Below are 18766 nucleotides of genomic sequence, written 5' to 3' on the forward strand. Positions count from 1 at the left end.
ATTACTGAGACAAAGTATTGGCATTCACAAATCGACCAATCAACCCAGACACGAATGACAAAACAATCGAACCAAACAAAGCCGGCCAAAAACCGTTAACCGCAAAGCCGATATTGAACGCACCCGCCAACAACGAAGCCAGGGAAAGCGAAATTGCATTCACAACGAATAAAAACAAACCTAAAGTAATAATGGTCAAAGGCAGCGTCAGCAATGTAAGAATCGGTCTGACAACCGCGTTCACCAATCCGATAACAACAGCAGCCACCATCGCCGCCGGAAAGCTAACCACCGAAATACCTGGTACAATGTTAGCGGTAACGATCAGCGAAACTGCTGCTACTATCCAAGTTAAGAAAAAACTTAGCATATCTTTTTTTCCATCTCCATCACTATTAATTAAGATTGTACCTGGTTAGTCGATCGACCCAAGTTCGGGATACACTACGAAATACCCACCTTGCGAGAATATCAGACTTATGAAACTTCGGCAACTAGCAGCATTCCTTTTGGCGCTAACTATCTTCATCCTGCCGCGGCCAGCGCTGGCTCAATCTAAATATTACGCTCCGCCGTTGTCCTTTAGCAATGCCGAACTGACAAGACGCGATTTTTCGGGTCAAATGCTGCGGGCCGCTGAGTTTTCTAACGCTAATATGGACTTGACTAATTTTTCTAATGCCGATTTGCGGGGAGCAATTATGAGCGCTTCGGTGATGACTCAAGCGAATTTGCATGGCGCCAATTTAACTAATGCAATGATAGATCAAGTTAAATTTACTAATGCCGATTTAAGTGATGCAATTTTAGCGGAAACAATTTTGCTGCGTTCTACTTTTGACGGAGTTGATATTACCGGCGCTGACTTTACCGACGCAATTATGGACGGCTCACAAGTTAAAGAATTGTGCACAAAAGCCAGCGGTATTAATTCTAAAACAGGGATTTCTACTCGCGATTCCTTGGGATGCCGGTGATTTATTTTATCATTCCATAATTTCACTTTCTAGAATTTTGGTATGGGCGGGCTAGAAGCCCACCCGAAAAAATCAATACACAAAATAAATTTGTTTGTGGAACGGGCCGGAGAGTCCGTTCCTGAAAGCTTAGCCTCAACCATAATTACTAAGGCTTTGCTTTTTTCTGAGCAGTCGCATAATGCTCACTCATTAACTGATTAACTTCTGGATTGTAAATCCGCAGATAATTCCAGTAATTTTCAAACACCGATTTTACGTATCCTTTCGTTTCAGGAAAGGGAATTTTTTCCGCAAAAGCATCCGGGTCACTAAAATTAAACCTCTTCAACCAATCTGATACTGCATTCGGACCGGCATTATAACTCGCCACAGCTAACATCGAGTTATTCTTGTACTCGTCGTGAGTGTGATCCAAATACCACGTACCGAGTTTAACGTTGTCGTCCACATTCTCCAATGAATACTTTTTGAGGCTGATTTGAGCGGCAACCCAAGCTGCTGTTTCAGGCATTACTTGCATTAAACCGGTGGCGCCAACTGATGATTTGATGGAGGGCATAAACCGCGATTCTTGACGGATTAATGCGGTTACTAATACTGGATTTATTTTGCGTTCTTGCGACCATTTGACAATGCTTTCTAAGTAAGGAAAAGGATAAAGTGCTTGCCAATAAATCGGTTGCTGTCTGAGATCGAGGTATTGGGTTCTATCATCTGGTTTATCGCGCTGCCGCAAACTACTAACCATCCACAAACCGTCTAAATTGTCTCCGACTGCAACTCGCATTAAACCGTCGGTAAACTGTTCGGCAATACTTGGTTCTACGCGATCGATAAATTCTACTTGCCACAGCGTCCAAGCATCTCTATCTTGACCTAATTGATAGAGTTCTTTCAACGCAGGAGAACCGGCGGTTGGTTCGGGGCGCTGATGGGGCCGCACTACATTGGGAGACAAATCTCGGACTGTGGTAAAGTCGCCTACGGGCCAGCCGAGAAGTACAGCCGATCGCCACGCAAAATATGATTCTGGATAGCGTAAGATCGTGTAGTCAAATGCAGTCTTGGCGTCTTGTTCGCGGCCGAGTTGCTGTGCCCATTTCCCCACCCAAAATGCTGCTTCTGGAGCTTGTTCGCTGTCGGGATTGTGGGTGGTTAATTCTCTCGCCCACTGCCAAGCTGATTTTAAATCTCCGCCTTTGGCAAACTGCTGGGCGATCGTCCACCGCAATTCGCCAGCTTTATCAGAATTATTGTATTTTGTCAAGAGCAACTTCCGGGTATCTGAGGCAGATTGACCGCTGCGTGCTTTGTCGAGAAGTTGGGATTTATCTAACAAAGCTTCGGGGGCATAATTGGGGAATTTGCTAATAACTCGATCGAGCAAAACGATGGCTTCTTTCGCTTCGCTCAGCCGCGATAGCCGAATTAAACCCAAACCAGTATCTTCGGCATCGGGAAACTCGCGCACTAATTCTTGATAGGCAATTCTTGATTCCGGGATTTTTCCGTCGAGCCACAAACCGCGAGCTTTGCGGTAAAGATTTTTGGCGTTGCGGGGAGCTTTCCCGTAAGCAATAGCTCCTTTGCCGTAATCTTGTTTTTCCCAATAGCCAAAGGCAATTTCTTCCCAATCTTCCGGTTTCAAAGCGGCGCTGTTTCGCTGCACCAGTTGTTCCAAAATTGTCCCGTAGTCTTTGACATAATGACCGTGTTTTGCTACGAGCAGCATCAACTGCGGCTGATTGGGATTTTCTTTTAACTTGCGGAGGGCAATTTCTACGCTGCGGGGATGACCAGGAAATTCAGTAATTGCCTGTTGCCAATATTCCGGTTTTGACTTGCCTAAAACATATAAAGCTTCTGCTGCTACGGGGTCGTTCGGATAGTTTTTGAGCAGTTCCTGCCAAGCTTTTTGGGCTTTGCCTTTGTCGCCGCTCAATTGGTAAGCTTGCGCTCTTTTTAGGGCAATGTGAGCAGCTAAAACCGGATATTCTTGCTCTAATTTGTCCAATAATTTTAATGCTTTGGCCGCATTTCCTTGCTGGATTAAATCGCTGGCAAGCAGGTAGCGGGCGCGGCTTTGAGGGGAGATTTCCTGCTGCGGGTTCGTACTTTCAGACTGACTGGCTGCGAGTTCAACTAATTTTGCCGATCGCTCGCTCGGTGACAGCGACACCAGCATCTTGACTTCCGATTCGGAATTCGCTGCATTCAGGGGCTGCTGAGCCTTCTGGACCGAGCCAAAACCCATCCATTTCATCGCAGCAACCAAAGAGCCGATCGCAATAACGCAAACTGAAACGCTGATTAAAACAGAAAATCGGGCCCGGCGTCGTTTTAGCATGGGAAAATTTAAGAAAATAACAATAGATAACCGATCGTTTGTCAAAAGCCATCAGAGGCAGGATGGGTGTTCCACGCCATCACAGGCAGGAGACCTGTTTAACGAGAAATAAATGTTAAGAGTGGGGCAAAAACGGACAGCCGACCCCCACACAGATGATTGAGATTGGTGGAAGATCCGATCGCAGGCGGACTTGGCTGATATAGTAGCAGAATTTATTTTGATGTGGAGCGGAAAATTTGTGCGACCGATCTATTTACGCGCACAAAGGAAAAACCACAAACCACCCACTACAAAGTACAATCAAAAATCTAAAATCTAAAGTGTAAATCAAAACATGGAATTTCTAGTCACCGATACGCCCCGCTCTGTTTGGACCGGAGACGCCTTGGCAATTGGTCTATTTGAGGATGCCCTGGAACTCACGGGCGATCTGGCACAATTAGATGAAAAGCTTGCAGGCACTTTGAAAGAGCTGCTACTGGAAGTAGATTTTAAGGGCAAAGTGGGCACCAGCGCCATCACCCGCGTCGGCGGCAATAATCCCATTCGCAAAATTGCGATCGTCGGTTTGGGCAAAACAGAGGATTTAAAATTAGACACCGTGCGGCAAGCAGCAGGCGTTTGCGCCAAGTTAGCCAAAAAAGAGAAATGCAAAACCCTCGGAATTAGCTTTCCGGTGTGGAAAAACGCGCCGGATGTTACAGCAAGCGCGATCGCCGAAGGTGTAGAACTCTCCTTGAATCAAGACAACCGTTTCAAATCGGAACAGGAAGACAAAAGCCCGCAACTCGAACAAATTCATTTGCTCGGTTTTGCCGGTACCGAAAGTGCGATCGCCCGATCCCGCCAAATCACTGCCGGAGTCATTTTAGCACGGGAATTAGTCGCAGCGCCGGCAAATTTTGTCACTCCGATTACAATGGCAGAAACTGCTCAAAGTCTAGCTGCCGAATGCGGTTTAGAATTAGAAATATTGGAGCGGGAAGACTGCGAAAAACTCGGCATGGGAGCCTTTCTCGGCGTTGCCCTAGCATCTGATTTACCGCCTAAATTCATCCATTTAACTTACAAACCAGAAGGCACACCGCGCCGCAAAATAGCAATAGTCGGCAAAGGATTGACCTTTGATTCTGGTGGTTTGAACATCAAAGGTGCGGGCAGCGGCATTGAAATGATGAAAATAGATATGGGCGGCGCTGCGGCTACTTTGGGTGCGGCAAAGGCGATCGGACACATCAAACCAGATGTAGAAGTTCACTTTATCAGTGCCGTCACTGAAAACATGATCAGCGGCCGCGCCATGCGCCCTGGAGACATCCTTACAGCTTCCAACGGCAAAACAATTGAAGTCAACAATACGGACGCTGAAGGTCGTTTAACACTGGCTGATGCTTTGGTATTTGCTGATAAATTGGGAGTTGACGCGATTGTCGATTTAGCAACTCTGACCGGAGCCTGCGTAATTGCTTTAGGCGACGATATCGCGGGTTTGTGGAGTCCTCAAGATAGCGTCGCTGCCGAAATAGTCGCCGCCTCAGAGTTGGCAGGCGAAAAATTTTGGCGAATGCCGATGGAAGAGAAGTATTTTGAGGGCTTGAAAGCATTGCACGCCGACATGAAAAATACTGGCCCTCGTCCCGGCGGTTCGATTACGGCGGCGCTATTTTTGAAGCAGTTTGTAAAGGATACTGCATGGGCGCATTTAGATATTGCCGGCCCGGTTTGGACTGACAAAGAAAATGGTTACAATGGCCCTGGGGCTACCGGTTTTGGAGTTCGGACTTTGGTGCAGTGGGCCCTGGGCGGCGCTTAATTGTGGATTTCCACCCCAAAAATTGAGATTTTCTCTGCCTTAAAAGTCTGTTAGTCCATCTGTGAGCCAGGGGTTTTTAACCCCTAGCTCACTGCTTAAGTAATCTAAAAGAAAATTTAATACCGATCATTAACAATTTAAATGTTTCTGAATCAAGAGCTAGGCGAACCTATTTATTCCGTTACAGGGAGCAACCTAAGCGTTGCTAGCCGTGACGCTCACCATTGCTCATACTTGCGATAAAGCTTCCTTTCCGGGGCCCAACCTCGACAGTTTTGACATTTCCTGAAAAAATAGCTGTTTCATAAAAAATGAAAAAAGTATATAATTATGTAAATATTTCACTAGCCGAAATCAAATAATTAGATTTGATCGGATTTGCATTGGTACAGATAATTTTTTTCTTGAACTTTATGCAAGAACAATTAACAAATTTTTTTTCAACAATTTCTGTATCTTCTACACTCGCCTGCAAGCTGGTGCCGGAGTTGCGATTGTACGCTGTTTTTGACTCGCTGACTGCACTGGCTTATTGTTCGATCGCCCTATCTTTAGTTTATTTTACCCGCCAAGGTTCTCACCGCAGGATTTTCCGGGTGTTTGCCGTTGTTTTTTTTGCCTGGGGTGCGGCTAAATTGACGGAAGTTTGGACGCTTTGGCATTCCATATATTGGCTGTCGGTAACTCTTAAAGCTACAAGTGCTTTGATTTCTTGGCTTTTAGCCGCAGTCGCCTTCGCCCTGATGCCGAAAGCACTTGCCGAGTCTGGTTTTAATCAAAGAGAAAAATTTCAACAACAGTCGTTAAAACAGGTAGAAGAAAATCCGCACCAGCATGATATAGAGAAAGGAGAATTGGCGAAAGAATTGATCGATTTTTACGCTTCAGATACTATTATCGATCGCGCTTTAGCTCTCAATTCGCTTAATGAACAGTTAGAAAAAGAAATTGCAGATCGCCAGCGAGTTGAAGAAAAGTTGCAACTGACTCAGTTTGCGATCGACCGATCGGCAGATGCGATATTCTGGATCGGACCCGACGGTAAATTTTTGTACGTCAACGACGCTGCTTGCACTTCATTGGGATATTCTGCAGCAGAATTGCTCTCGATGACAGTGCACGACATCAATCCAGATTTTCCCCAAAGTGCTTGGAGCTTGCACTGGAAAGTCTTAAAACGCTGCGGTTCAGTTAATATTGAAGTTCACCACCTCACTAAGTACGGTCGCATTTTTCCGGTAGAAATTACGATCGACCATTTGGAATTTAACGGCAAAGAATATCAGTGCGCGTTTGCTCGCGATATTAGCGAACGCAAGCGGATTGAGGCAGCTTTGCGAGAAAGGGAAGAAGAATTTAGGTCATTAGTTTCTAGCATTCCCGGTGCGGTTTACCGATGCAGTGCTGCTGGGCGATCGAGCCTAACTTTTATCAGCAGTGGCATAGAAGCTATTTCCGGCTATCCTGCAGCTAACTTTATGCAAAAACCGGTGCAGGCTTTTCCGAGTATAGTTCATCCCGATGACGCTGAGCAGATCGAGACAATTATCGATCGGGCTATTAAGACAAAACAACCTTACATCATCGAATATCGCCTGATGCACTGCGACGGAAATGTGCGGTGGGTTGCAGAGAAAGGTCAAGCCCTTTTCAACGCAGACGGTGAAGTTTTATCCCTCAACGGTGCCATTTTTGACATGACTGAGCGCAAAGCAGCGGAGGATGCTTTGCGGCTCTCCGAGGCGATCGCCAACAACAGAGCCCAGCAGCTAGAAATCGCTCTCAAAGAACTTCGAGAAACTCAAGCTCACCTAATTCATACCGAAAAAATGTCAAGTCTCGGTCAAATGGTAGCTGGAGTAGCTCACGAAATTAATAACCCTGTCAGTTTTATCTACGGCAACATTTCCTACGCCAGCCAATATATCCGAGACTTGTTGCAGCTTGTGGAACTTTACCAAAAACACTATCCTCAGCCCGTGGTAGAAGTTCAAGAATTTATTGACAATATCGATTTAGAATTTTTGAGAGAAGATTTAGTAAAAATATTATCTTCGATGAAAATGGGAGCCGATCGCATTCGCGAAATAGTTCTGAGCTTGCGAAATTTCTCGCGTTTAGACGACTCCGTAAAAAAGCCTACCAACCTTCACGAAGGCATAGATAATACCCTCTTAATATTGCACAACAAACTCCGAGCCAGAGGCGACTATCCAGAAATAAAAATCATCAAAGATTACGGTCAACTCCCTTTAATAGAATGTTATGCTGGTCAGCTCAATCAGGTATTTATGAATCTGCTTAGCAACAGTATTGACGCCTTGGAAGATGCTTGCAACCAAAAAAGGCGATCGGCTGCCGGCGGCGACGATTGGAAACCAACTATTAGGATTCGCACAGAAGCCCTGAACGAAAATAGTATTTGCATCCGCATTGCCGATAATGCGATCGGCATGACAGAAGACGTGCGGAGTCGATTATTTGACCCGTTTTTCACGACAAAACCGATGGGAAAAGGCACTGGTTTAGGGTTAGCCATCAGTTACCGAATTGTCGCGGAAAAACACGCCGGAGCCTTGAGCTGCCGTTCCACCGTAGGAGAAGGTACGGAATTTGCGATCGAGATTCCTTTATGAATTAGTCCGACGGAAGTATCAAGACTTTGGCAGAAGTTATCGCTCACTAGAAATTGTAAATTGGGGTGTAAAAAACTTTCAAGTTTCAAAAAAAATCCCAAAATTGGCTATAAATTACCCAGCTAATGCTCAACATGGCAGTGAAATTATAAATTCTGTACCGCGACCTAAAGTTGAGTTGACTTCGATCATACCAAAGTGTTGCTCAACTACAATCAACCGTGCGATCGCCAATCCTAATCCCGTTCCTTTCCCTACCGCTTTCGTCGTAAACAAATGATCGAATATTTTCTCTTTGACTGATTCACTCATACCCTTTCCATTATCAGTAATGGTAATTTTAGCCTGGTTATCTTCTAGTGAGGTTGTAATTGTAATGCGGTTGGGATTCGCCTGAATTTCCGCAAAACTTCGACCAGTATTTGATTCATCTAACGCATCAATCGCATTGGCTAGAATGTTCATAAACACCTGGTTAAGCTGTCCGGGGAAGCATTCGATCGTCGGAATATTGCCGTAGTCTTTCACTACTTCAATGGCGGGTCGCTCATCGTTCGCTTTCAATCGATATTTGAGAATTAAGAGCGTACTATCTATGCCCTCGTGGATGTTGAAGGGCGCTTTATAGTCTTTGTCAGCTCTAGAAAAGGTGCGGAGCGAAGTGCTGATACTTTTAATGCGATCGCATCCCACTTTCATGGAGTCAATCATTTTAGGCAAGTCTTCGATGATATAGTCTAAATCGATATCTTCGGCATGGTCTGCAACCTCTGTTTCTGGAGCGCGATCGCGATAGAGATTGAGATGCTCCACTAAGTCTTGCACCGTTTGCTGGGTTTCATTCAAATTGCCGCAAATAAAGCCGACGGGGTTATTGATTTCATGAGCAACACCTGCTACCAGATTTCCGAGTGATGCCATTTTTTCGCTTTGCACCATTTGCAGTTGGGTGTTCTGCAAATCTACCAGAGTCTGTTGGAGTTCCTGTGATTTTTGAATTACAGCTGCTTCTGCTTGCTTGCGATCGGTAATATCAATCAGCATTCCATCCCAAACGGTTTCTCCGTCTTCTCTACGTTCTGGCTGAGCAGCGGCTTTCACCCATTTCACTTTCCCACTGGGAGTAATAATCCGCCACTCATGTTGAAATGGGGTGAGCGTTTGAGCCGACTCGATAACTGCCCGAAACGCTTCTGCTCGATCGTCGGGATGTTCAAAATCGCGTAGGCTGTATTTTCCTACCATCACATCCTCTGCCGCCACTTCATAGAGTGTTTGACATCCAGAACTGACGTAGGGCACTGAAGCAGAACCATCGGCTTGAATCCGAATCTGATAAATCAAGCCAGGTACGTTATTGGCAAGTTTCTGAAAGCGGGCTTCACTATTCTTTAACTCTTCCAGAGACTGTTCTAGCTGTTGAGCATAGTTCTGAGATCGCTCGTAAAGTCGAGCATTTTCTAAGGAAATCGCCGCTTGAGCGCAGAGTAAGTTAAGTAGTTCAACGCGATCGCTTGTAAATGCTCCCGTAACTAAATTGTTTTCTAGATATAAAATGCCCATCAGCTTCCCTTGATGCAAAATCGGACTACACAAGATACTCTTCGGCTGCTGACGCATGATATATGGGTCATTTATTAAAGTCCGCTCGGTCGTCGCATCCAGCAGCACAACAGTCTGCCTGTTGTGCTTGACTTTGTAAATCAGCTTCAGGGGAATTTCTTGACTCTCTTCAATGGGAAGACGCTGCAAGACAACTGGCTTGGAACCCTCGGTAATTGACCCTTTAATTAACAGGCGATCGTCTCGCAATAGCATGAACACGCATTTATCAGCCCCCGCATTTTCAATGACGATTGAAAGCAACGATGAAAGTAGCTTTTCGAGTTCGATTTCACCGGATATTGCTTGGGAAGCTTTGAGAATAGCAGCTAAATCTAAAGCCACAGAAACACTACTACTGGATGTGGCAGAACTGGTGGAGGTAACACTCCCTAAAGTGAAGATAGTTTCGTGAGTGGAGAGAGGAGAACGGATTTGCTCTAATATAGGTGCAAGCAGTTGCGGATAGCGAGCTTCTAGGTCAGCAACTTTGGCTTTTGCACCCCAACGAGCATAGGCATAGTAGGCTGCAATCATGTATTCCCCGGCTATGCGCTTTTTGCCCCAATGTAGGTAGAATTTAGCAGCCAGTTCGTTAGCAAGTGCTTCTTCTTGGGTATATTCGTTGGCTTTGGTAAGAGAAATCGCCTTCTCGTAAAACTCAATTGCTTCGGCTTTTTGTCCTAACACTCGACATTTTTCTGCCGCTACCAAATCAACCTTATGTTGATAATTCATGGGTGCATGATACGCCCATTGCTGTAACTTGGTTTGGTTTTCTATGACACCCTGCAATGCTTCTGATGTTTCATCTAACTCTGGATTCAATTGTGCCAGAGTTAGCAGAGATTCATAAAGATAAAATACTGGTTCGCTGACTAATCCCGCACCAGCCATAAAATAGCGCCTGAATTCAATAGCATGATTTTTCGCTGGCTCAATTTCTCCAAACAAGAAACAAAGCATCAGTTTATACAAATGGAAAATATACAATCCATATCCATCCTTGGCAGATTGTAGCTGCTGGAGAAATTCTGTTTCTTCAAGGGCTTTCCCAGACAAAAGGGTGGTATGTTCTGCAAGACCTAGCAAATTTAAAACAGGCTGCCAATAGATCCGGCAATAATTTGCGGTTGTCAATTGATTTAATTGCATCAAACTATGGCAGTAAGCGCAAATTTCCTGCTCTAACGTAGCCAGGGATTGACCACACCAAAAAGAATTGAGGCAAAAACTGTGGCCATTATACCCAGCAAGTACCAAGTTCCCAAATTCTATGGCAGTGGTGTAACCTTCTTGCAACAGGGGTAGTGTTTCTTGAATGTGAGAGTTTCGGTGTACAACAAATAACCCCAAGAGCATCAAAACATCTGTTTTACTTGCTTTGGCATCGAGTTTTGAAATAATCTGGAGTGCCAAGAAACCAAACTGTGTTCCTGTATCCACGACTTGGAAGAAATTGCAGAGAATATTGCCATAGTTCACATAGCCGTAAGCAGAAATCGATGTGTTACCGTACTGAATGGAAAGTTTAACCGACAAAGTACTCAGCAATGGGAACAGCGCAGAGCCCGTGAGGTAAGCTGCTGGGCTGATGATATTGGCAATCTTAATAGTACCGAGTTTTTCCACATCCCTCATCTCAGGCAAGTTAACCAAATCGGCAATTTCCCTATTTCCAATAAGTTCCTCAATCTCTTGGATTTCCTGTTGAAGATCTGATCGTGTTGGTGTTTCAGGAAAGGTGACGCCAAGCTGTTGTAAAACTGGTTGGGCGATCGCGATCGCTGAGGTTAATTTACTTTGGGAAATATGAGATTGAATTCTAAAGCAGTAAACGTTGACTTTTTCAGGTAAGGAGCGTGCCTGTTGAATGACAATATCAATGAACTGTTCCATCGCCTCAAAATTACCGTTTAGCATTGCCACTTCCGCTGCTAGTTCATACAAGGCTAGGGTCATTTCATACTGCTGCTGCCAAGTATTTTCTGCCAACAGAGACAATCCTGCTGTGGCATATTCATGGGCGGCTTGATAGGCGGTTGAAGTTTTGGCTTTGCGACAGGCAATTAAATTGAGTTGGGCTAATTCTTCTCGTTCTGTTGGTTTGGTAATTAAACCAGTTCCGTGATTTAATTGATTGACAATTTCAAAAATACGGTCTTCTCTTGCTTGTGCCGAAATCTGTTGCAGCAGCAGTTGTCCGATTTGGTAATGAGTCGCCTGTTTTTGGTCGTGTGGAATTAGGGAATAGGCTGCTTGTTGAACGCGATCGTGTAAAAATTTGTAGGTAACATTTTGAGACTTTTCTGACGTAACAGCTTGACTTTCTTCCCCTAGATAAAATTTATAAACATCACCGATCGGTAAAATCAAACCTTCTTGTAATGATTTCCATAAATTGGCTGCGGTTTCTACATCTGAGTGTTCTGAAACAATTGCTAATGTTGCTAGATCGAACTGATTGCCAATACAAGCGGCTAACTTCAGAATATTCTGGGTTACTAAGGGTAACTTCTCTAACTGCAACGCCATAAATTCTACAACATCATCGGTCAAAGCTTGTTGATTAATTTTGGACAGATCGCATTGCCAACAGCCTAACTCCAAGTTAAATTGAATGAGATTTTCTTCGTGTAGGGCTTTGAGAAATTGGGTGGCAAAAAATGGGTTGCCTTTAGTTTTTTGAGAGACTAGTTGTGAAAGGGGTAATGCCAAATTTTCTGTAATTTTTAGGGTATCAGCGACTAATTGATTGATTTGGGATTGACTCAGGGGTGTTAAAGTAATAGTATTAATGGCTGCTGGGTTTTTTTGAATTTCGCTCAAAGTCAGCATTAATGGATGGGCGGGATTGACTTCGTTATCCCGATAGGCACCAATGATGAAAAGATGATCTGTATCAACCATTAATAGCTGCATCAACTTTAATGATGCTGAATCAGCCCATTGTAAATCATCTAAAAACATCACTAATGGATGTTCGGCGCTAGTAAAGACTTGGGTGAATTTTTGAAACAATAAATTAAAGCGATTTTGGGCTGCTGTTCCTGATAATTCTACTGCTGGTGGTTGTTCACCAATGATTTTTTCTAATTCGGGAATGACTTCAATAATTACCTGACCGTTGTTTCCGACAGTTTCTAATATTTGATTTTTCCATTGCTCTAGTTGGACATCACTTTCGGTTAACAATTGCCCCATTAAATCCCGAAATGCTTGGACAAAAGCTGAGAAGGGGATATTGCGTTGAAATTGGTCGAATTTTCCTTTGATAAAATAACCGCGTTGCCGAACAATTGGTTTATGAACTTCATTGACAACGGCGGTTTTACCAATACCAGAAAAACCTGCTACCAGCATCATTTCTGTTGCACCAAGACTGACTCGCTCAAATGCTTGCAGTAAAGTTTCTGCTTCAGTTTCTCGTCCGTAGAGTTTGTCGGGGATGATGAAGCGATCGCTCCTATCCCGTTGTGCAATTTTAAAGCTCTGAATTTTCTCAGTTTTTTGTAGTTGATGTAAACATTTTTTTAAATCATATTTCAGTCCTAATGCACTTTGATATCTATCTTCGGCGTTTTTTGCCATCAATTTACTGACAATCTCTGAGACTACCGAGGGGAGTTGTGGGTTATTTTCATGTACTAATGGTGCTGCTTTGGCAATATGACAATGTACCAACTCCATTGGGTCATTTGATTCAAATGGTAATTTCCCTGTGAGTAATTCGTAGAAAGTCACACCCAAAGAATAAAAGTCACTTCGATAGTCAATCCCCCGATTCATTCGACCAGTTTGTTCTGGGGAAATATAAGCAAGTGTCCCTTCTAATACATTGGGATTTATCAAAGTTTGTGTTTCTCTTGGAAGTAAAGACGCAATACTAAAGTCAATTAATTTGACCTGTTTGGTTTCGGGATTAATTAAGATATTGCTGGGTTTGATGTCTTTGTGAATAATGCGCTCTCGGTAGAGAATATCTAAGGTATTGCATAGTGCGATCGCGATTTCCAAAAACTCTCTCAAAGATAGTGCGTTTTTCCCTTTAATCGCCCATTCCTGAAGCGAAATTCCCCCAAAGTCTTCCATGACTAATGCATAGCCATTTCGAGAGGGTTCGAGACTATACGTTTGGATGATTCCCGCTTGACAAAGGTTTTTAGCTATGGTATATTGATTGCGAAATTGCACCAGCTCGCTAAAGGTGGGATACTCGTTTTTCAGCAGTTTGATGACGACAGGTAATCGGTCACTGGTACGGATGGCCCGATAAACTAAGGTGCGACTTCCTGAATAAACTGTTTGGAGAATTTGATAGTTGGGAATTTGAATGCTTATGTTTTGGTTGCGGTTTTGGTGAGAGTTATTCATGGTTGTTGTTATTTGGTAATTGGTGGGTTAACGAGCGGTTAAATGGGTCTGAAGAAGAGAAAAAAATTAACTTTTTTGTTAGGCATTAGTGGGTAAGGTGATGATAAATTCTGTTCCGGCTCCCTGTCGAGAGTTGATGTGAATAGAACCGCTATGTTTCTCAACTACAATCTGCCGTGCGATCGCCAAACCCCATCCCGTGCCTTTGCCCACTGCTTTCGTGGTCAATAAATGATCGAATATTTTTTGTTTGACATCCCAACGGGGGTAGCAGTAAGAAGCTTCTTTAGGCTCTAATATAGCTGATAGGAATCTCGATCGCTAACTCTGTACCATCTCCAACTCTAGAATTACAGGTTAATTTACCGCCATGTTTTTTGACAATACCATAGCTAACAGATAAACCTAAACCTGTACCGCTACCCACTGGTTTAGTTGTAAAAAAGGGATCGAATATTCTGGATTGAATACTCGCCGGGATACCAGCACCATTATCAGAGATTTTAATTCTAACCCTGTCTTTTTCTATGACTTCAGTATGAATCATGATTACAGGATTTTTTTCTGTTTTATTAATTGATTGAAGAGCATCAATAGCGTTACTGATAATACTCAGAAATACTTGATTTATCTCACTAGCATAACAAATGACATTGGGCAGATTTCCATAACTTTTAATAACTTGTATTTCTGATTTGCCATCGCTTAGTCTTAAGCGAGTTTGTAAAATTAGCAAAGTGCTTTCTATTCCGGTATGTAAATCTACTGCTTTCATCTCTGCTTCATCTAAACGGGAAAAGTTACGCAAACTCAGGATAATTTGGCTAATGCGATCGCTCCCTGATTTCATAGATTCTAGAATTTTAATTAAATCTTTCCAGATAAATTCTAAATCCATTTCTTCTATTTTTGCTTGAATTACTCCACGGGCTTCAGGATACTCTTGTTGATAAATATCAAGTAAAATAAGCAAATCTTTGACATAATCCTCTATATGTGCAACATTACTACGAATAAATGTTACTGGATTGTTGATTTCGTGAGCAATCCCAGCTACCAGTTGACCGAGAGATGACATTTTTTCGCTCTGAATTAATTGTGCTTGGGTTTGTTGTAAGTTTTTAAATGCTTGCTCTAAATCAAAAGCTTTTTGGCTTAAATCTTCCGTTTTTTGCGCTACTTCTGCTTCTAAGCTTTGGGAATATTTTTCTATTTGTTTATATAAACGAGCATTCTCAATAGAGATCGCCGCTTGAGCTGCGAGTATCTGGAGAATTTCTACTCGCTCATTAGTAAATGCTCCTAGTGTTAAGTTATTTTCTAAGTAAACAATACCGACGAGTTTTCCTTGGCGAATAATTGGAGTACATAAAACTGATTTAGGTTGATGAGCAATAATATAGCGATCGCCTGCAAATTGGTCTGCTATACTTAAGTTATCAAAAACAGCCGTCGCTTGAGTTCGTGCCACCGCATAAATTAAACTATGAGGAATTTCCTGATATTGTTCCAGAGGAATTTCTAATATTTTTGTCTGCTTTTGTGCGGTTTGAGTGACGACTAACCATTGTCGGTCTTGGCGAAGCACTAAACAACCGATTTGTGCTCCCCCATTCGCCAGCGTAATCTGCATCAAAGTGGCTAACAGTTTCTCTAATTCAATTTCTTGGGAAATAGCTTGTGCCGCCATCATTACTGCTGGAAAATCTAACCATACATTCTCGCTACTACTGACGCTAGCTAGGCTTCCCATCCAGGTAGGGTTGATTGTTGTCCCAGATGTGATTACAAAGTTAGCAGGTTGGAGAATAGCTTTCAGTAGTTGTGGATAGTGTTGTTCTAAATAAGCGACTTTAGCCTTTGCACCCCAACGGGAATAACAGTAATACGCCTCAATCATGTAAGATTGTGCAACTTTTTCTTTCCCCCAATCTAAGTAGAATTTTGCAGCGAGTTCGTTGCCTAAAGCTTCTTCTTGGATATATTCGTTTTTCTTGGCTCCGGCAATTGCGCGATCGTACCAATCTCCAGCTTCATAATTCTTGCCTAAAACCCGGCATTTTTCTGCTTCTACCAAGTCAATTTTATGTTTGTGATTCCTCGGCGCCTGGTGTGCCCATTGAGCCAAAGTGGTTTGATGGGTTTCTGCCAAAGCGAGACTGTTCGCTTGCTCAATTTCTGACTGCTTAGAGCAGACTGCCAAGCAGGTTAACCCGGCATAGAAATGGAAAACCGGAGTATGAATCATTGCTGCCGCCACCCTCAAATAGAGGCTTGCTTGAGCAATGTAGTCTAGGGCGTTGGTGTAGTTGCCAAAGAGATAGGCAAGCATTAGTTTGTAGTTATAGGCAAGAGCGAGTGCAGTAAGCTCTCTATTCTGATTATGCTGAGGAAACATCACGGTTTCATCATAAGCCTGACCGATTAACAAATCCGGTTGATTGACAATTTCCCTCAAGTTCTGTACCGTCTGTTGTGTCATCTTCACGTAAAACATAGGAGAATATTGCTTCACAGTCGTTAAGACAACACAGTAATTTTCTATTTCTGCGTGCCAATCATCAATCTCTACCCCTGAAAAAAAATTATTATATAAATAACTACTGACGCAGTAGCCAGCATTGAGAAAATCACCTGTTTCCATTCCGACTAAATACCCTTCTTTCGCAGTTGGGATTGTTGCCCTCAGTGGTTCTTGACGATGCTGAATAAAACAGCCAAACCAAAGTAAAGTGATACATTTAAATTCTGGCCAATTCAACTGATTGAGTAAGCTCAGTGCTACTCGCCCAAAGCGATAACCTTTTTCTACTTCTCCGAAAAAACCAGACAGCACAATGCCATAACCCACATACCCGATTGTTGATGCTGGTGCATTGCCAAATTGAAGTGATATACTGACCATTGTGGCACAAAGGAGAGGCTGCAAGGCAGGATTTCCCATAAAAATAGCCGGAAACAAGATGCCTAACAATTGCATCGCCGCGATTGTCCGAGGATCGCTCATCACGGGAAGGTTAACCAGTTCCTCGATCTGTTTGCCCTCCAGTTGGTTGGCGAGGTTTTGTAATGCAATGCGTGTCAATGCTTCGTCAGTTTCATAGGGGAGTTCAATCCCCAATTGTGCTAGGGCATTGGTGCCGATAGCGATCGCTTCTAACATCTGACTCTGAGTTGTCAGTGCGTTGATTTGAATCTCAAATATCTTGACTTTATCTAGTATTGTTTTCGCCGATCGCAAAACCTGGGCTGCCATTTCTTCCATGCCATTAAAATCGGCATTTAAGTAAGCCGTTTCAGCCGCAGCCACATAAAGATTCAGGGTTAATTCATACTGAGTTTGCCAACAGTTTTCAGTGAGTAACTCCAGCCCTGTTTTTACAAAACTTCTGGCGCCTGCATAGGCTGTAGAATTTCTGGCTTTCTGTCCTGCTGCTAAGTTCAATCTGGCTAAGGCTTCCCGTTCCTCTGCTTGAGTCATGAACTCAATTCCTAAATTTAAATGCCCGACAATATCAAACAGCTTTTCCTCTTTTTCTATCTCTGATAAGTTTTGTTGGAGTAATTGCCCAATATGGTAATGGGTCTGCTGTTTTTGCTCGTCAGGAATCAATGAATAAGCCGCTTGTTGGACGCGATCGTGTAAAAATCGATAAGTCGGATTAGCGGAATCATTAAAAACTTCCTCGCTATCAGATTGGGTAAAGAACTTATAAATTTCGGTAGTAGGAATTACCAAACCTTCCTGCAAGGCTTTCCATAAAGCTGTGGCGCTACTGTCTGGTGATTTCTCACTGACAATTGCTAAGGTATTCAAATCAAACTGCGCCCCTATACAAGCCGCTAGTTTGAGACTATCCTGAGTTTCTCTGGGCAATTTCTGTAATTGCAATGCCATGAATTCAACGACATCATCAGTAATGGCTAAGGCCTTCACTTGGGCAATATCGCATTGCCAATATTGAATCTCGAAATCAAAGCTAATTAACTTGTCATCATGTAATGCTTTGAGAAACTGGGTCGCAAAAAAAGGATTACCTTGAGTTTTTTGATAGACCAATTTTGTTAAAGACTGGGCTAGAGATGATTCACAATTCAGTGTATCTGCCACCAACTGATTCATATCAGGTTGCCTTAAGGGTGGTAAAGTAATTGTATTCACCGTTGCCCCAGTTTTTACAATTTCATCCACTGTTAAAATGAATGGATGTACGGGGGAGATTTCATTATCTCGATACGCACCTAGTATTAATAGATACCCAGCATCTTGCATCAATAATTTCAGCAAGTTCAGTGATGCGGAATCGGCCCATTGCAAGTCATCTAAAAACATGACTAATGGATGTTCTTTACTGGTAAAGACTTGCACAAATTTTTGAAACAGGAGATTAAAGCGATTTTGGGCGGCTGTTCCCGATAATTCAATGGCTGCTGGCTGTTTACCGATAATATTTTCTAACTCAGGAATTACGTCAATTAAGACTTGTCCGTTGTCTCCTAATGCAGTTAATATCTGGCTTTTCCATGTTTCTAATTGCCAATCTGATTCGGATAGCAATTGCCCCATTAAATCGCGGAATGCTTGCACAAAGGCGCTGAAGGGAATGTTGCGATGAAATTGGTCATATTTTCCTTTAATAAAATAACCGCGCTGGCGGACAATGGGTTTATGAACTTCGTTGATAACTGCGGTTTTTCCAATTCCAGAAAAACCCGCTACTAGCATGATTTCTGTTGCACCTTCGCTGACTCTTTCAAAGGCTTGTATGAGCGTTTTTACTTCGGTTTCTCGTCCATAAATTTTGTCGGGGATGAGGAAGCGATCGCATATATCCCGCGTTCCTAACTCAAAAGTTTCAATCTTTCCAGTTTCTTGGCACTGCTGCAAACACTTTTCTAAGTCATGTTTCAATCCCCAGGCACTTTGATAGCGTTTTTCGGCATTCTTCGCCATCAGCTTCATGACAATATCCGAAACCACCTGCGGGATTTCTTGGCTGTTTATTGCAGC

Annotated in this window: 8 protein-coding genes; 3 read left to right on the forward strand and 5 right to left on the reverse strand. The window is 43.1% G+C overall.

What is annotated here, in order from left to right:
* Position 1: 1 nt before the first annotated feature.
* Positions 2–370: a phage holin family protein gene (locus QUA45_RS15565; RefSeq protein WP_333099821.1), complete on the reverse strand. Its 369-nt coding sequence runs from the start codon at positions 368–370 to the stop codon at positions 2–4.
* A 109-nt stretch (positions 371–479) separates the two neighbouring features.
* Here QUA45_RS15565 and QUA45_RS15570 point away from each other — a divergent pair, with 109 nt between their 5' ends.
* Positions 480–977, forward strand: coding sequence for a pentapeptide repeat-containing protein (locus QUA45_RS15570; protein ID WP_333099822.1), 498 nt, complete (start codon positions 480–482; stop codon positions 975–977).
* 148 nt (positions 978–1125) lie between these two features.
* Here the strand turns inward: QUA45_RS15570 and QUA45_RS15575 are convergent, their stop codons facing one another.
* On the reverse strand, positions 1126–3327 hold the full coding sequence (locus tag QUA45_RS15575) for a transglycosylase SLT domain-containing protein (protein ID WP_333221444.1): 2202 nt from the start codon (positions 3325–3327) through the stop codon (positions 1126–1128).
* Between the two features lie 337 nt (positions 3328–3664).
* Here QUA45_RS15575 and QUA45_RS15580 point away from each other — a divergent pair, with 337 nt between their 5' ends.
* Together QUA45_RS15580 and QUA45_RS15585 are read left to right on the forward strand one after the other, a co-directional pair.
* The gene (locus tag QUA45_RS15580) at positions 3665–5143 is read left to right on the forward strand and encodes a leucyl aminopeptidase (protein WP_333099824.1); all 1479 of its coding nucleotides are present in this window, start codon (positions 3665–3667) and stop codon (positions 5141–5143) included.
* 413 nt (positions 5144–5556) lie between these two features.
* The gene (locus QUA45_RS15585; RefSeq protein ID WP_333221446.1) at positions 5557–7779 is read left to right on the forward strand and encodes a PAS domain S-box protein; all 2223 of its coding nucleotides are present in this window, start codon (positions 5557–5559) and stop codon (positions 7777–7779) included.
* Positions 7780–7908: 129 nt separating this feature from the next.
* Here QUA45_RS15585 and QUA45_RS15590 read toward each other — a convergent pair whose 3' ends face one another.
* From QUA45_RS15590 to QUA45_RS15600, 3 genes are all read right to left on the reverse strand, one after another.
* Positions 7909–13755 (reverse strand): AAA family ATPase, encoded by a 5847-nt coding sequence (locus QUA45_RS15590; protein ID WP_333221448.1) that lies wholly within the window; start codon positions 13753–13755, stop codon positions 7909–7911.
* Between the two features lie 78 nt (positions 13756–13833).
* The gene (locus tag QUA45_RS15595) at positions 13834–13983 is read right to left on the reverse strand and encodes an ATP-binding protein (RefSeq protein ID WP_445304978.1); all 150 of its coding nucleotides are present in this window, start codon (positions 13981–13983) and stop codon (positions 13834–13836) included.
* Between the two features lie 58 nt (positions 13984–14041).
* On the reverse strand, positions 14042–18766 hold a 4725-nt coding region (locus QUA45_RS15600; protein WP_333221450.1), incomplete at its 5' end, for an AAA family ATPase.

This window comes from Microcoleus sp. Pol12A5 (genome assembly GCF_036701435.1).
In the GTDB taxonomy this organism is placed as follows: Bacteria; Cyanobacteriota; Cyanobacteriia; order Cyanobacteriales; family Microcoleaceae; genus Microcoleus.

Bases quoted from the DNA above. Each gene is read 5' to 3' on its own strand.
- QUA45_RS15590 (WP_333221448.1), bottom strand. From the start codon at position 13,755: ATGAATAACTCTCACCAAAACCGCAACCAAAACATAAGCATTCAAATT.
- QUA45_RS15575 (WP_333221444.1), bottom strand. From the start codon at position 3,327: ATGCTAAAACGACGCCGGGCCCGATTTTCTGTTTTAATCAGCGTTTCA.
- QUA45_RS15570 (WP_333099822.1), top strand. From the start codon at position 480: ATGAAACTTCGGCAACTAGCAGCATTCCTTTTGGCGCTAACTATCTTC.
- QUA45_RS15580 (WP_333099824.1), top strand. From the start codon at position 3,665: ATGGAATTTCTAGTCACCGATACGCCCCGCTCTGTTTGGACCGGAGAC.
- QUA45_RS15585 (WP_333221446.1), top strand. From the start codon at position 5,557: ATGCAAGAACAATTAACAAATTTTTTTTCAACAATTTCTGTATCTTCT.
- QUA45_RS15565 (WP_333099821.1), bottom strand. From the start codon at position 370: ATGCTAAGTTTTTTCTTAACTTGGATAGTAGCAGCAGTTTCGCTGATC.